This is a genomic window from Nonomuraea terrae, from assembly GCF_044465245.1.
Lineage (GTDB): Bacteria > Actinomycetota > Actinomycetes > Streptosporangiales > Streptosporangiaceae > Nonomuraea > Nonomuraea terrae.
Map to the genome: position 1 here is coordinate 902,125 of NZ_JBITLL010000001.1, position 14,085 is coordinate 916,209.

Annotated in this window: 15 protein-coding genes; 7 read left to right on the forward strand and 8 right to left on the reverse strand. The window is 71.4% G+C overall.

What is annotated here, in order from left to right:
* The first annotated feature begins 33 nt into the window (after positions 1-33).
* Positions 34-1,218, forward strand: a complete 1,185-nt coding sequence (locus tag ACIBP6_RS04315; RefSeq protein WP_397048618.1) for an NAD(P)/FAD-dependent oxidoreductase — start codon at positions 34-36, stop codon at positions 1,216-1,218.
* A gap of 130 nt (positions 1,219-1,348) precedes the next feature.
* Here ACIBP6_RS04315 and ACIBP6_RS04320 read toward each other — a convergent pair whose 3' ends face one another.
* The gene (locus ACIBP6_RS04320) at positions 1,349-2,563 is read right to left on the reverse strand and encodes a GDSL-type esterase/lipase family protein (protein ID WP_397048620.1); all 1,215 of its coding nucleotides are present in this window, start codon (positions 2,561-2,563) and stop codon (positions 1,349-1,351) included.
* 249 nt (positions 2,564-2,812) lie between these two features.
* Here ACIBP6_RS04320 and ACIBP6_RS04325 point away from each other — a divergent pair, with 249 nt between their 5' ends.
* Both ACIBP6_RS04325 and ACIBP6_RS04330 read left to right on the forward strand, forming a co-directional pair.
* Complete coding sequence (locus ACIBP6_RS04325; protein WP_397048621.1) at positions 2,813-3,889, forward strand: alkene reductase; 1,077 nt, start codon at positions 2,813-2,815, stop codon at positions 3,887-3,889.
* 10 nt (positions 3,890-3,899) lie between these two features.
* Positions 3,900-4,376, forward strand: coding sequence for a MarR family winged helix-turn-helix transcriptional regulator (locus ACIBP6_RS04330; RefSeq protein ID WP_397048623.1), 477 nt, complete (start codon positions 3,900-3,902; stop codon positions 4,374-4,376).
* Here the strand turns inward: ACIBP6_RS04330 and ACIBP6_RS04335 are convergent.
* Complete coding sequence (locus ACIBP6_RS04335; RefSeq protein ID WP_397048625.1) at positions 4,353-4,991, reverse strand: class I SAM-dependent methyltransferase; 639 nt, start codon at positions 4,989-4,991, stop codon at positions 4,353-4,355. The two genes, ACIBP6_RS04330 and ACIBP6_RS04335, sit on opposite strands and share 24 nt — an antisense overlap.
* A gap of 143 nt (positions 4,992-5,134) precedes the next feature.
* Positions 5,135-5,386 carry a hypothetical protein gene (locus tag ACIBP6_RS04340; RefSeq protein ID WP_397048627.1) on the reverse strand — a complete coding sequence of 84 codons (252 nt, stop codon included), beginning with the start codon at positions 5,384-5,386 and terminating at the stop codon, positions 5,135-5,137.
* Positions 5,387-5,522: 136 nt separating this feature from the next.
* Between ACIBP6_RS04340 and ACIBP6_RS04345 the strand changes: the two genes are divergently transcribed.
* Positions 5,523-6,002 (forward strand): hypothetical protein, encoded by a 480-nt coding sequence (locus ACIBP6_RS04345; RefSeq protein ID WP_397048628.1) that lies wholly within the window; start codon positions 5,523-5,525, stop codon positions 6,000-6,002.
* A gap of 12 nt (positions 6,003-6,014) precedes the next feature.
* On the opposite strand, the gene ACIBP6_RS04350 is transcribed toward ACIBP6_RS04345, so the two are convergent.
* The gene (locus ACIBP6_RS04350; protein ID WP_397048630.1) at positions 6,015-6,140 is read right to left on the reverse strand and encodes a hypothetical protein; all 126 of its coding nucleotides are present in this window, start codon (positions 6,138-6,140) and stop codon (positions 6,015-6,017) included.
* A gap of 540 nt (positions 6,141-6,680) precedes the next feature.
* Between ACIBP6_RS04350 and ACIBP6_RS04355 the strand changes: the two genes are divergently transcribed.
* Complete coding sequence (locus ACIBP6_RS04355) at positions 6,681-6,887, forward strand: cold-shock protein (protein WP_132609601.1); 207 nt, start codon at positions 6,681-6,683, stop codon at positions 6,885-6,887.
* Positions 6,888-6,961: 74 nt separating this feature from the next.
* Here ACIBP6_RS04355 and ACIBP6_RS04360 read toward each other — a convergent pair whose 3' ends face one another.
* The 4 genes from ACIBP6_RS04360 to ACIBP6_RS04375 form a co-directional block, all read right to left on the reverse strand.
* Positions 6,962-7,684 carry a FadR/GntR family transcriptional regulator gene (locus ACIBP6_RS04360; RefSeq protein WP_397048632.1) on the reverse strand — a complete coding sequence of 241 codons (723 nt, stop codon included), beginning with the start codon at positions 7,682-7,684 and terminating at the stop codon, positions 6,962-6,964.
* Positions 7,681-9,204, reverse strand: a complete 1,524-nt coding sequence (gene mqo / locus ACIBP6_RS04365) for a malate dehydrogenase (quinone) (protein ID WP_397048634.1) — start codon at positions 9,202-9,204, stop codon at positions 7,681-7,683. The genes ACIBP6_RS04360 and mqo overlap by 4 nt, the downstream gene beginning before the upstream one ends.
* 101 nt (positions 9,205-9,305) lie before the next feature.
* On the reverse strand, positions 9,306-10,520 hold the full coding sequence (locus ACIBP6_RS04370) for a glycerate kinase (protein WP_397048636.1): 1,215 nt from the start codon (positions 10,518-10,520) through the stop codon (positions 9,306-9,308).
* A 29-nt stretch (positions 10,521-10,549) separates the two neighbouring features.
* Positions 10,550-11,950 (reverse strand): SLC13 family permease, encoded by a 1,401-nt coding sequence (locus tag ACIBP6_RS04375; protein WP_397048637.1) that lies wholly within the window; start codon positions 11,948-11,950, stop codon positions 10,550-10,552.
* 463 nt (positions 11,951-12,413) lie between these two features.
* Between ACIBP6_RS04375 and ACIBP6_RS04380 the strand changes: the two genes are divergently transcribed.
* Together ACIBP6_RS04380 and ACIBP6_RS04385 are read left to right on the forward strand one after the other, a co-directional pair.
* Positions 12,414-12,605 (forward strand): hypothetical protein, encoded by a 192-nt coding sequence (locus ACIBP6_RS04380; protein WP_397048639.1) that lies wholly within the window; start codon positions 12,414-12,416, stop codon positions 12,603-12,605.
* A 290-nt stretch (positions 12,606-12,895) separates the two neighbouring features.
* On the forward strand, positions 12,896-13,945 hold the full coding sequence (locus ACIBP6_RS04385) for an LLM class flavin-dependent oxidoreductase (RefSeq protein ID WP_397048641.1): 1,050 nt from the start codon (positions 12,896-12,898) through the stop codon (positions 13,943-13,945).
* The last annotated feature ends 140 nt before the right edge of the window (positions 13,946-14,085 follow it).

Here is a 14,085-nt window from a genome sequence, read left to right on the forward strand (position 1 = left end):
AAGTGACAAACCCGCACCGGACAGGAGCCCGAAATGCAGCACCGCATCATCGTTCTCGGAGCCGGATACACCGGAGCCGGCGCCGCCGGCCGCCTCGCCAAGCGGCTGCGCCGCGAGGATGTCACCATCACCCTCGTCAACGCCGAGCCTGATTTCGTCGAACGCATCCGCAACCACCAGCTGGCGACCGGCCAGGACCTCAGGCCCCGGCCACTCAGCGAGATCTACGCCGGCACCGGCGTCGCACTGAGGATCGCGAAGGTCACCGGCGTCGACGTCGACCGCAAGACCGTCGCCATCAGCGGCGCGAACGGCGCGGAAGAGCTGGAGTACGACACCCTCGTGTACGCCCTCGGCAGCGACTGGAACAGCCAGGCCGTGCCCGGGACCGCCGAGCACGCCCACCAGATCTCCGGCCGTGCCGGAGCACTCCGGCTGCGCGAGCGCCTGGCGAGCCTCGATGCCGGGCAGACCGTGGTGGTGGTCGGCGGCGGGCTCACCGGCGTGGAGGCCTCGACCGAGATCGCCGAGGCCCGCCCGGACCTCGACGTCGCCCTCGCCGCCGGCGGCAGCCTCGGCGACTGGCTCTCACCCAGGGGCCGCGAGCATGTACGGAAGGTCTTCGGCAAGCTCGGCATCACCGTGTACGAGCACACCGCCGTCACCGGGGTCGAAGCCGACCGCGTCACCACCGCCGACGGCGGGGTCATCCCCGCCGCGGTCACCGTGTGGACCGCCGGTTTCGCGGTCCACCCGATCGCGAAGGCGACCTTCCTGGAGGTCTCCGGCACCGGCCAGATCGTGGTCGACCGGACCATGCGCTCGGTTTCACACCCCGATGTGTACGCCGTCGGCGACGCGGCCCTGGCGATGGGCGCCGGAGACAAGCCGCTACGGATGTCGTGCGCCTCGGGAGTCCCGGCCGCCTGGCTGGCCGCCGACGTCATCGCGGCGCGCCTGACCGGCCGGAAGGTCCCGGACAAGACGATCGGCTACGCCAACCAGTGCATCTCCCTGGGCCGCAAGGAGGGCCTGATCCAGTACGTCACAGCCGACGACCGCGCCAAGCAGGTGGTCCTGCGCGGCCGGCCGGCCGCCGCCTACAAGGAACTGGTCTGCAAGGGCGCCGCGTGGAGCGTCGCCAACCCGACACTCGGGGTGCCGGCCCGGCAGCACCGCGTGACGCATGAGCGGACGCTGAACCAGGAGACCGGATGAACCTCGTGGTGGGCACCAGGGCGCCGCAGTCGTAGGCGAGCGCGGGGGCCGGCCCGGCGGAGCGGGCCGGGCGGCGTCCGGGGCCCGGGCGTACAGCGTGCTTCTCCTGGACCGGCCCCTCCTCGACGTTTCAGTGGGTGGCGGGCCGCGAGGTGCCGGACTGACGCGTCCGGTCACCGTCGACAGAGAAGGGGCCGCCGGGTCCGAAGGCGAGGCGGGCGAAGTTCTCGCCGATGCGGCGGTGGCCCGCGGGGTCGGGGTGGACCTCGTCGGGCAGCGGCAGCTCGGCGTAGTCCTTCTCGCCGTACAGGTCGCGGCCGTCGAGGTAGTGCAGGTTCGGGTCGTCGGCCGACCGCTGTGCGACGATCCGGGCGAGCACGTCGCGGATGACGGTGAGCGTCAGGCGCCCGGCGGTGCGTTCGGCCGGGTCACCCGTGGCCTTGAACCGCAACGTCGTGCCGTCGAAGTCGGGCACGAGAGGGCCGGGGGTGTCCTCCTGGACCGGGCACAGGATGGGGGAGACGACCAGCAGCGGCGTGGCCGGATGCCCCTCGCGGATCGTGTCGAGGAAGCCGTGCACGGCGGGGGTGAAGGCGCGCAGGCGCATCACGTCGGCGTTGACGACGTTGATGCCGATCTTGACGCTGATCAGGTCGGCGGGGGTGTCGCGCATCGCGCGGGCGGTGAACGGGTCGAGCAGCGCGCTGCCGCCGAAGCCCAGGTTCACCAGCTCAGCCCCGCCCCGCGCCGCGGCCAGGGCCGGCCAGACGGCGGTCGGGTGGGTGGCGTTCGAGCCGTGGCTGATGGAGCTGCCGTGGTGCAGCCACACCCGGCGCCCGCCGGCCGGCGCGGGCTTGACCGGGGCGTCGGTACGCAGGGCGATCAGCTCGGTGACCTCGTTGTGCGGGAGCCAGATCTCGACGTCCTTGTCACCTGCGGGCAGATCGGCGAACCGGGCGGTGCCGGGGGGCCCTTCGCGCAGGTCGGCGGAGCCGGTGGTCAGGTCGGCCGTGCGGACTCTGCCGCCCGCCACCGTGGCCTGGGCGGTCAGCCGGCCGTCGACCAGCAGGTCGTACACGCCGTCCGCCGGCGCCGGAAACCCTCGGTAGGCCCGCTTGGTGGGCAGCGTGTCCAGCTCGATGACCGTGGCCCGGGTGCGGAACGCCAGCCGCACGCCGGACGGCTGGGCCTCGGCCACGGCCAGCTGCTCGTCGGGGATCTGCCGCCGAGCCCGGGCGGGCAGCCGGTGCGGCAGCAGGCCGTGCGCCGTGCGTTCCACGTCGAGGGCGCCGCGCAGCAGGTCCGCGGTGACGGGTGTGGTGATCGGTTGCCGGTGCGAGGCCATGGCGTTCCCTCTCCTTTGCCTACAGACGTTATGAATATACCTAATCCTTTTAAGCAACAGTGGTGGCGGCGCCTGCTGGTCGCCGATTTGGACCGGGCGGCGCGGCAGGCCGCGACCCGAGCATTTGCGTGGCTGGCCACATAAGTGGCATTATTAAGTGGTCGGCCACATACCTACGAAGGGGCCGACACTCGACCCTGGCCGCATCGGCGTTCCGTTCATGTGGCCGGCCACTTGTCGGAGGTTCGAATGACCGCGTTCCCCGCCCTGTGGTCCCCCGTCTCCATGGGGGATCTCCACCTGAAGCACCGCCTGGCGATGGCCCCGATGACCCGGAGCCGCTCCACCCCCGAGGGCACACCGACCGAGCTCAACGCCGAGTACTACGCCCAGCGCGCGTCCATGGGCCTGATCATCACCGAGGGCACGCAGCCCTCCGCCGACGGTCAGGGCTACCTGCTGACCCCCGGCGTGCACACCGCCGAACACGTGGCCGGATGGCGGAAGGTGACCGACGCCGTGCACGCGGCGGGCGGCACCATCGTGATCCAGCTCATGCACGCCGGGCGGATCGCCCACCCGGACAACACCCCGCACGGCCGGCGGCCGGTCGCACCCTCGGCGGTCCGCCCGGCGGGTCAGATGTTCACCGCCGCAGGGCCGCAGGAGATGCCGGTGCCGCGCGCGCTGTCGGCCGCGGAGGTCGCCGCGACGGTTCAGGGCTTCCGCCGCGCCGCCGCCGCCGCCATCGACGCCGGCGCCGACGGGGTGGAGATCCACGGCGCCAACGGCTACCTGGTGCACCAGTTCCTGTCCAGCAACGCCAACCAGCGCGACGACGCCTACGGCGGCTCGATCCCCCACCGCATCCGCTTCGCCGTCGAGGTCGCGGCCGCGGTCGCCGACGAGATCGGTGCGGGGCGCACCGGCCTGCGCGTCTCGCCCGGCAACCCGTACAACGACATCGCCGAGGACGACACCGCGGACCTGTACACCGCCCTCGTGGCCGCGCTGGCGCCGCTGGACCTGGCGTACCTGCACGTCGCCCACGGCGGTGACGACGACCTGCTGCGGCGCCTGCGGGCGGCCTGGCCCACCGCGCTCGTGCTGAACCGGGCCGGCGCCGGGCTGGCGGCACGCGTGCGGGACGTCGAGGAAGGGCTGGCCGACGTCGTCACCGTCGGCGCCATGGCGCTGGCCAACCCCGACCTGCCGGAACGGGTGCGTCTGGGCGGCCCGCTCAACACACCCGACCGGGCCACCTTCTACGGTGGTGGCGCGGCCGGATACACCGACTATCCCGCGCTGCAGACACCCGTCACCTGAGGAGTTCCCGATGACCGACGCTTCCGACCAGCGGCTGCCCAGCACCGCCCAGGCCGGCCCGCTGAGCTACGCGATCTTCAGCCTCGCCCGGGCCCACCGCGGCTACGCCGCCGGTCTGCTGCGCGAGCTGGGGCTGCATCCCGGGCAGGAGCTCCTGCTGATGCAGCTCATGGACCGCGATGGGCAGACGCAGTCGGAGCTGCTGGAGAGCGTCGGCCTGGACCACTCGACGGTCTCCAAGTCCCTGCGCCGCATGCAGGAGGCCGGCCTGGTCGCCCGCGAACAGGCCCCGCACGACCGGCGTGCCACCCTGGTCCGGCTCACCGAGAAGGGTCGCGCGATGCGCGAACCGATCGAACGCATGTGGGCCACGCTCGAAGACACCACCCACCGCGACCTCGACTCCGAGCAGGTCCGCGCCTTCATCGTGACGGCCCTGACGATCGAACGCTCCATCAGGGCGTCATGGCCGGTCGTAGACCAGTGAATACCGCCAGAACAGGCGGCGGCGGATGCTCGCGCCTGGCAGTGCGGCGGCCGCCTGCGCGCGGATCTCGGCGAGGGTCTCGCGCGCGGGCGCGGTCGGCGCGGTCATCTGGACCGGCAGGGATCGCGCGGGGGCCGGGTGCTTGACGAGGCCCATCAGCGGGTTGGCGGCGACCGCGGCCGTGGAGACGAGGAAGTCGCCCGGCCTCGCCTCCCGATAGCAGCCGATGACGACCAGACGGCCGCCGGGGAAGAGGCTTTCGCGCAGCTCACGCAGCGTCTCCGCCAACGGGAGATGGTGCAGGACGGCCACGAGGGTGATCGCGTCCCAGCGGCGGTCGGGGTCGCGCCGGCCGAAGTCCGCCTGCTCGATCACCACCCCCTCGACGCCGGCGAACCGGGCCGCCGCGACGCGCGCCGTGGCCGGGTCCGGTTCGAGGCCGGTGACCGACACCGCGCGCGGCCGGAGCAGGTCGATCAGGTTGCCCGTGCCGCATCCGACGTCGAGGACGTGACGGGCGCCGGCGACCTGCCGGGCCACCCAGCGTCCGTAGAAGTCGTTGTGGCTCCAGGGGTGCCGCGCGTTGAACCGCTCGAGGTGGGAGAGAAGAGCCATCCCGACACGGTAGCCCTGCCTGGCCTGGAGGTGTACGACACCGTGACGATGCCGACCAGGGCTGGGTGAGATGCCGCAGCTGGCGGCCCAGGCGATCGGGGCGGGACCGGCCACAGTGGCGCGGCGCCGCGACGGCGGGCCCGTCAGGCCGTACGCGGCCCCCTGGACCTGAACATCCGCGCGGACCGTTTCGTCGTCTCGCACGGCACCGCCCGCGACCAGGCCACGGGCCAGGACGGCACGATCGGGGTGCAGCACACGAACGCCATCGACCTCGGCGTCTCCTCCCCGAGCCCTGAGCTCAGCTGGGAGGCGTCCTGCGGCGACGGCCCCCGCCGGCCGAGGCGGCAGGTCGTGCTCAGCCTGGCGGCGATCCCATGGCGCCTGGTTGCCAAGGGCCCTGTGTGTCGTTGTGCACGCCGGCGCTGATCTGTGCGTTTGTACGCAGAACGAAAGATCGCGGCTGCCTAGATTGAGGGTCGTCCGGAGAGATCGCTCCGGAGGTTCTCCTCACAGCCAGGGATGGATGTCATGTCGAAGCTTCGTAGCCTTCTCGCCGGTACGGTCCTGGCCGGCGCCGTGGTGGCCGGTGTCGCGGCGGCTCCCGCCCAGGCGGCCACCACCAGTGCGACCACCACCAGTATCACCACTGCCAGTACGACCACGGTGTCGTACACGAAGCACTGGTTCGAGGGCTACTCCGGCTACGGCCGCGGGGAGATCCGCGGCCACCGTTCCTACTACAAGGGCTTCTACTACGCCGCGAACGGCCGTTACTACTTCGACGTGGACGTGTGGGACCGTGACGGCGACCGCGAGAAGACCTACGTCGACTTCTGGTACCACGACGGCCGCGGCTGGCACCAGGGCCACCGGCTGGTCACCGGCGGGCACGGCAAGTTCCGCTTCAGCTACAGTGCCCACGGCGGCTTCGACGGCTACAAGTTCCGTATCGGCGAAGGCCGCGTCGGCCACTACGACTGGAGCGACTACGCCAACCGCTCCTGGTGAACCGCTAGGCGATCACAGCTTGATGAGCTTCGTGTACGGCGGGACTATGCGGTATGTCTCGGCGCCGAAATCCACCAGAACAGTGGAGTTCTGCTCCACGTGGATGACCCGGCCGAGGCCGTATTTGTCGTGGCTCACCCAGTCCTGCACCGCGAATACCTCGACGGGAGGCGGAGGGATTTCAGGGGTGTTGAAGGGGCTTCCGGGCAGTCGGCGCCGGGTACCGGTTCGTGTAGGCCTCATTTGTACGAGTATGCGCCTCTCAGTCCAATAAATCGACCTCCAGCAGGAGGCGTGGATGGATTTCCCGCCTCCTCGGCCCCCGCTGCTGACTCGCGGAACGGGCCCCTCAAGTGCCTCCTGACCAGTGCGAACGCCCCACCTGCCGGGGCTGCGAGGGTCTCGCGGAGCGGGCCGACGGTGTCTACCCCAGGCTGTCACACCGGGCCTGTCGCGCGGGTAAAAATTCCCGCGGATGTTGCCGGGCGCGGTTCGCCGCAGCCGTGTGCTAGGCTGTACAGCGTTGCAGTTGTGGTACCCATAAAAACTTTTTGCGCGCCTGCAGATTGTGATCTACGGGCGCGTTTTTGTTGGCCGGTCATTTCCGGATGGGCTCATTGCGGCGACCGGGGTTTCGCAAAGTGCGGATCCTGTTTGCGCTATCTGAAGGAGATCGACATGGCTACTGGCACCGTGAAGTGGTTCAACTCCGAAAAGGGCTTCGGCTTCATCGCGCAGGACGGCGGCGGCGCCGACGTCTTCGCGCACTACTCGAACATCGTCGCCAACGGCGGCTACCGCGAGCTGACCGAGGGACAGAGCGTGTCCTTCGACGTCGTTCAGGGCCAGAAGGGCCCGCAGGCGGAGAACATCGTCGCCGCCTGACCAGGCGCGCGGCATGAGCCGGGCCTGTACCCCCTCGGGGGTGCAGGCCCGGCTTTCGTTGTGCTCGCCCGAGGTCAGCCGGTCAGGCGGGCCCTGGAGGCGTCGAGGTGGGTGCGCATGGCCGCGGCGGCGCTCAGGGCGTCCCCGGCGAAGATCGCGTCGCGGATCCTGCGATGCTCGTCGAAGACTTTGTCCAGGTGACCCGGATCGGGGCCGGCGGCGTACGGGCGGGTGATCGCGCCGGCGCCCAGCGTGTCGAGCAGGTCCAGGTAGAAGCGGTTGGCGGCGGCGACCGCGATGGCGCGGTGGAAGGCGAAGTCGGCCTCGACCGCGTCGCTGGCGCTGCCCCGCACCGCCGCCGTCCGGCGCAGCGCGGTGTCGACGGCGGCCAGGGTCGCGGGTGTACGGCGGGCGGCGGCCAGCGCCGCGGCCTCCACTTCGATGCCGCGGCGTAGTTCGAGCAGCTGCAGCCGGTCGTGCAGGCTGCGGACGGTGCCGAGGGAGTGGGCGAAGTCCTGCGCCGCCGGCCTCGTCAGCACGAACGACCCGCGTCCTCGCCGCGTCTCGACCAGGCCCGCCGCGCGCAACCGCGACATGGCCTCGCGTACGACGGTGCGGCTGACCTCGAACCGGGTGGCGAGCTCTCCCTCGGAGGGCAACAGGTCGCCGGGCTGCCAGGCGCCGTGCCCGATGCCGCGCCGCAGCTCGTCCTCCACCCGGTCGGCCAGGCTCGCGCCGTGCTGGTCACCCATGCTGGTCGCCCATGCCGTCGCCCATGCCGTCGCCCATGCCGTCACCCATGCTCGTCAACCCGGCCGGCTCCGTGGCTGGCGGCGTCGTCCAGGCCCAGCGCGGCGGCGCTGCGCCGGGTCAGCTCCGCCAGCAGGTCCGGGCGTCCGGACAGCGGCGCGCCGTAGCCGGGGACCAGGCTCTGGAGCGCGGGGCGCCAGGCCGGCAGGCGGTCGGGGAAACCGCGTTCGAGCACGTCCAGCATGATTCCCACTGAGGCGGAGGCGCCGGGAGAGGCGCCGAGCAGGGCGGCCAGGCCGCCGTGGGCGGACGTCACGACCTCGGTGCCGAAACCGGCGATCGCCCCTCGGCCGTTCACCCGCTTGACCACCTGCACCCGCTGGCCGGCGGTGATGACGTCCCAGTCGCCCGGCCGCGCGTCCGGGACGAACCGCCGCAGCGCCCGGAACCGGCCGCCGCGGGTCTGCGCCAGCTGCCCGACGAGGTAGCGCAACATGTCGGCGTTGGTGCGCGCCGCGCCCAGCAGCGTCCCGACGTTGCGGCTGTTCACCGACCGCGGCAGGTCGGTGAGGCGGCCACGCTTGAGGAACCGCGGCGAGAAGGCGGCGAACGGCCCGAACATCAGGTACGTACGACCGTCCACGACACGGGTGTCGAGGTGCGGCACCGACAGCGACGGCGCACCTGGCTCCGCATGGCTGTACACCTTCGCGTGGTGGCGGGCGATCAGCTCGGGGTCGGCCGTGCGGAGGAACTGCCCGCTGATCGGAAAGCCGCCGTAGTCCCGTGTCTCCGGTACGCCGGCGCTCTGGAGCAGCGCGAGCGTGCCTCCGCCCGCCCCGAGGAACACGAACGAACCGCCTACGACGTAGTCACGCGATCCGGCCAGGTCACGCACCCGCAGGCGCCACGACTTCCGGTCGTGCCTGAGGGCGCGCACGTCGTGGCCGGTCCGCACCTCGACGCCGTCACGCTCCAGAGCGGCGAACAGCCGCCGGGTGAGCACCCCGTAGTCGACGTCCGTGCCGCCGCGGGTGCGGCAGACGGCGACCTGCTCGCCGTCGCGCCGGCCGCCGAACATCAGCGGCAGCCACCGCGCCATGACCTCCCGGTCGCGGGTGAACTCCATCCCGTCGAACAGCGGATGCTCCCGCAGCGCCTCGTACCGCAGGCGGAGGTGCTCCACCCCGGCCGCCCCGTGGGCGAAGCCGAAGTGGGGCACCGGCCGGATGAACCCCGCCGGGTCGCCGAGCGTGCCCTGCTCGACCAGCCGCGCCCACAACTGCCGCGACAGCTGGAACTGCTCGTTGACCGCGATGGCGCTGCCGACGTCGATCGAGCCGGCGCCGGTGAGCGGCGTGTAGTTGAACTCGCAGAGCCCGGCGTGGCCGGTGCCGGCGTTGTTCCAGGCCGACGAGCTCTCCAGGCCGAGGCCGTCGAGCCGTTCCAGCACGAGGATTGACCAGTCCGGTTGTGCGCGGCGCAGCAGCACGCCGAGGGTGGCGCTCATGATCCCGCCGCCCACCAGCACCACGTCGTAGCCGGTCTCGGATCCTCGTACGGTCACCTGATGGCTCCTCGCAACCTATATGACAGGGCGCTGACCTGTATAACAGGTTGCCTCGTGTGCACGCGACACGATCAAGAGCCGGCCGGACCCGCGCGAGGTCAGAGGTCGAGGGCCACCCGCCGGCCCGGCCAGTGCGCCAGGCGCTCGCGGGCGGCCAAGGTCAGTGACGTGCCGAGGAGCAGCACCCGCAGGGCGCGTTCGGCGCCGTCGCTGAGGAACTCCGCGCCGCGCGACATCGCCTCGGCCAGCGCCACCGGCGCGGGCAGGATGCTGGTGAAGGCGTCGATGCCGCAGTCGTAGGCCAGGTGGGCGTTCACGCCGATGGTGCCGGCCAGCGCGAGCACCGGCTTGTCGTAGCGCTTGGCCCGCCGGGCCACCTCGGCGGGGATCTTGCCGCGCGAGGTCTGGAAGTCGATCGCACCCTCCGCGGTGAACACCAGGTCGCAACGGGCCAGCAGCCGGTCGAGATCGACGTAGTCGAGAAGCACGTCGAAACGGGGGAGCAGCCGGGCGCCGAGCGCCGCGAGGCCCGCCCCGAGGCCGCCCGACGCGCCCGTGCCGGGGCCCGTGCGGATGTCGATGTCCTGCACGCCCATGTCACGTTCCAGAACGTCGGCCCATCGCGACAACGCCTGGTCGAGCAGCTCCACCTGCTCGGGCGTGGCGCCCTTCTGCGGCCCGAACACCCGGGCCACCCCGCTCTCGCCGCACAACACGTTGAAGGGGTTGCAGGCGACGAGGATCTCGGTCTCGGGCAGCCGCGGGTCGAGCCCGGTCGGGTCGATGCGGTGCAGCCGGGCCAGCGCGGCGCCACCGCGCGGGAGTTCGTCGCCGCCGGCGTCGAGCAGCCTGGCCCCGAGCGCCTGCAGGGCGCCCGCGCCGCCGTCGGAGGTGCCGGAGTCGCCGCACCCCACGAGGATCCGGCGGGCCCCCGCGTCGAGCGCCGCCGTGATGAGCTCGCCCACGCCGTACGTGGTCGTACGGCCCGGGTCGCGTTCGTCACCCGGCACCAGGCGTAAGCCGGCGGTGGCCGCCATCTCGACCACGGCCGTGCGCGGCCCGGACCCGCCGGTGATGGCGAAGTGCGAGCGCACCGGCTTTCCCGTGGGCCCGGTGGTGACGCGCGGCACGAGACGGCCGCCGGTGGTGCGGGCGAGGGACTCGGCCGTGCCCTCGCCGCCGTCGATGAGCGGGACCGTGTCGATCGCCGCGTCGGGAACGACGCGGCGTACTCCGCCGGCGATGGCCTCCGCGACCTCCTCGGCCGAAAGTGACTCCTTGAAACCGCTCGGGGCGACGACGATGCGCAGCATGATTCTCCTTTGAACCGCACTGGAGGGATTCAGTGGACCGGCAGGCCGAGGTACGGCCACACCATGAGAGAGAAGAGCAGGACGAGCCCGGCCGAGAGCGGAGCCAGCACGGCCGCCACGCGCAGCAGATGGCGCGGGGTGTAGGTGGTGACGCCGTCGACCTGGTGGAAGAGCGCCACCGGCTTGGCCGACGACGGGAGCGTCTGGCAGAACCCGGCGGCCGCGGTGGAGGCGAACGCGGCGGCGGCAGGCGAGACGCCCGTGCCCGACGCGGCGGCGATCACCAGCGGCACGAGCACGCTGGAGCGGGCCGAGCGGGACTGCAGCACCAGATGGGCCGCGGTGCTCAGGGCGATGACGACGCCCAGGAACAGCCAGGCCGGCAGCGCCGGGCCCTGCCCGGGCCCGAACAGGCGGCCGGTGATCCACGCCGCCGCGCCTGACGTGGTCAGCGCCACGCCCATCGCCATCGTGGCGGCCATGAAGAGCAACATCGGCCACGGAACGGTGGAGAAGGAGTCTTTCAGCCGGATGGTGCCGAGCCCGGGGGAGGCGGTGACGAGGGCGCCGACACAGGCGACCACCGCGGGGGAGACGCCGTGCAGGGGCTCGCTGCACCACAGGACGACGATCACGGCGAGCAGCGTGGCGGAGCGGGTCTGGGCCTCGCTCATCCGCCCGGTGACCGACGTCTTCGTGGCCTCGCCGATCGACTCGGCGGTGATGCGCACCGGCTCCCTGCGGTCCGCGCGGCGGGTGGTGAGCATCAGCACCAGCTCGGCCGCGAGGTGGGAGGAGACGATCGCCAGCGGCACGCCCAGCACCAGCCACTGCACGAAGTCGATCTGGTGCCCCGTGGTCCGGGCCAGCATCTCGGCCGTGATGAGGTGGGCGCCCGCCCCGATCAGCGTGGCGACGGCGGACAGCAGGATCACCGTGGGGAAGATCAGGGCCATCGCGAGGATGACCCGGCGGCGATCCCCGAGCGCCCGCGCGAGCGCGAGGAAGATCGGCAGCGCCAGCGCCGCCCGCCCCGAGGTCGCCGGGATCGCGAACGCGGTCATCACCAGCGCGGCGGTCGTCAGGTGGGTGAGCTGACGGACCGTCCTGGCGCCGGAGACGAGGAACGCGCCGGCCCGGGTGGCGAGCCCCGACCTGGAGACCCCCGCCGCGATCACGAACGAGAAGATGAGCAGCCAGATCGTCGGATCGCCGAGGCTGCCGAAGAGCACCTCGACCTCCAGGACCCCGGTGACCACCAGCACGAGGCCCGCGCCCAGGGCGATGAACGTGTCGTCGACCGAGGTGAACATCCACAGCAGCGTGGCCACGACGAAGACCGCCAGGGTGATGCGCCCGCCCATCGCCAGGTCGGTGGCGCCGAGCCCGATGGCGGCGCAGGCCGCGACGGCGGCGCAGCCGAGCAGCACGCGCCGCCGGGTGCTTCTGGCCGCCGATCGGTCCTTTCCGCCCGGACCGCCGGATCGCTCCTCGGGTGAGGTGGAACTTGCCGCAGTTTTCGCCTCTGCCACGGAACCCCTATCGACTCGCACGGTTTGGGTGACCGTGTCCAGGGTGGGGACGGGTGGTTAGGCGAAAATGAACCCTCTATGAGAGAACTTTCATCTTCGGAACCGCATGGGCGGCCGGCCTCACCCTCGTACAGAAAAGGATGTGAAATGCGGGCCGCCCGATATCCGCGAACGACTTGACACCGTCGCGACGGCGAATTTCCCCCTTTTTGTCCGGAGCGTCGTAAACGCCCGGGATGACGGGCCGCCTCAGTCGTCGTCGCGCTCGGAGTCGCGCTCGTCGTCGGTGTCGGTGTCCGTCTCCGTGTCCGTCTCGGTGTCGAGGTCGTCGTCGTCCTCGTCCGCCGTGGGAGCGGAGGGTGTGGCCACGCGGGCCGGCGCGGGTGTGCCGGAAGGGGCGGCGCTGGGCGTGGCGGACGGGGTCTCGCTCACCGAGGGGCGGGCGCCCGTGGGCGTGCCGCTGGGGGTGGCCGGCTGGGTGCTGACCTGCACGCTGGCCGGCGAGACGCTCGCCGGCGTCTCAGGCCGCCCCGAAGTATCGGACAAGGCGTGACTGATGGCGGCAATCCCCAAGGGGAATGCGACGATCCCACCCAGAACCGCAATGCGTCGCAGAATGTTCATGGTCTTAGTGTCGGGCTCGATGCGGTGCCTGGAGATGAGCCGCACATGAAAAATCTTTAATGTTCATTCCGGCCCGGCGAACCCCGGCTTGACCTGTCTCGTGCGCGACTCCGCTCCGTCCGGAATGTCCGCTGAAGGGCGTGATGCCCGTTGACAGGCTCTGTATTGCCCTTCGACATGGCACGTCATAGCGTGGGGCGGGCACCCCCAGGAGGAACGATGAAGTTCAGCTACGTGATGCTCCCCGACTACCCCCTGCGCGACTCCCTCGCCTCGATCAGGCTGGCCGACGAGCTGGGCTTCTACGCCTGCTACGCGGCCGACGAGACCTGGCACAAGGATCTGTGGCTGCTGTTCGCCGCCGCGTCGCTGCAGACCGACAGGATCAGGTTCGGGCCCAGCGTCTCCTCCGTGGTGCTGCGCGAGCCGTCGCTGATCGCACAGGCGACGGCGACCCTCGACGAGCTCAGCGGCGGCCGCGCCGAGGTCGTGCTGTCCAGCGGCAACTTCGGGTTGCTGGCGCAGTACGCCATCGACTGGACCACCACCAAGCCGCTGTCCAGGGTCAAGGAGGCCGCCCACGTCGTACGCACGCTGCTCGACGAAGGGGCGATCACGTACGAGGGCGAGTTCTTCACCTACGACGGGCTGTTCACCTTCGCCCGCCCGGTGCAGGAGCGGGTGCCGGTGAAGCTGGGCGCGATGCGCGGCCCGAAGTCCTTCCAGGCGGCCGGCGAGCTGTCCGACGGCGTCCACCACGCGCTCAGCTACACCCGCGAGGCGTACGACTACGCGGTGCGCAACTTCCGGATCGGCGCCGAGCGGGCGGGCAAGGACTGGGCCTCCATGGACATCGGCGCGTGGGTGGTCTTCGCGACCGGGCCCGACTCCGCCGTGGCGAAGGAGGCGGCGCGGAGCATGGTCGGGCTGTACGCGTCCTCGATGCCCGCGGAGCAGCTGGAACGCAACGGGGTCGAGCCGTCGGCCATGAAGCCCGTCGTGGACGCCCTGGGGGCCGGAGATCTGGGCAGGGCGATCGAGCTCACCGCGCCCGAGCTGGGCGAGCGCCTGTCGATCGCCGGGACGCCCGAGGAGTGCGTGGAGAAGATCAAGCGGGAGATCGAGCCCGCGGGCGTCAACCACATGATCCTGGCCGTCACCGACGCGACCCTGGTCAAGCAGTTCATGGGCAGGGAGCTGCCCGAGGTCGCCGACGTGGACACCCAGCTCAGGCTGATCCACGACCGGATCATGCCGGCGTTCGGCTGATCGTGATCATGGGTGGCGGAAACACGACGTGGCGTACCTACGCCTCGTAGATCTCTTGCTTCCCCTGCCGGCTTCCTGACAGGTTGTCCTGCGCGTGATGATCACCGCGCGGACCTCTGACGTGCGCGGACCCGTGACGT

Coding starts and splice junctions, on each gene's coding strand:
- ACIBP6_RS04330 (WP_397048623.1), top strand. CDS start 3,900: ATGACCGACGCTTCCGACCAGCGGCTGCCCAGCACCGCCCAGGCCGGC.
- ACIBP6_RS04335 (WP_397048625.1), bottom strand. CDS start 4,991: ATGGCTCTTCTCTCCCACCTCGAGCGGTTCAACGCGCGGCACCCCTGG.
- ACIBP6_RS04345 (WP_397048628.1), top strand. CDS start 5,523: ATGTCGAAGCTTCGTAGCCTTCTCGCCGGTACGGTCCTGGCCGGCGCC.
- ACIBP6_RS04320 (WP_397048620.1), bottom strand. CDS start 2,563: ATGGCCTCGCACCGGCAACCGATCACCACACCCGTCACCGCGGACCTG.
- ACIBP6_RS04370 (WP_397048636.1), bottom strand. CDS start 10,520: ATGCTGCGCATCGTCGTCGCCCCGAGCGGTTTCAAGGAGTCACTTTCG.
- ACIBP6_RS04315 (WP_397048618.1), top strand. CDS start 34: ATGCAGCACCGCATCATCGTTCTCGGAGCCGGATACACCGGAGCCGGC.
- ACIBP6_RS04355 (WP_132609601.1), top strand. CDS start 6,681: ATGGCTACTGGCACCGTGAAGTGGTTCAACTCCGAAAAGGGCTTCGGC.
- ACIBP6_RS04325 (WP_397048621.1), top strand. CDS start 2,813: ATGACCGCGTTCCCCGCCCTGTGGTCCCCCGTCTCCATGGGGGATCTC.
- ACIBP6_RS04385 (WP_397048641.1), top strand. CDS start 12,896: ATGAAGTTCAGCTACGTGATGCTCCCCGACTACCCCCTGCGCGACTCC.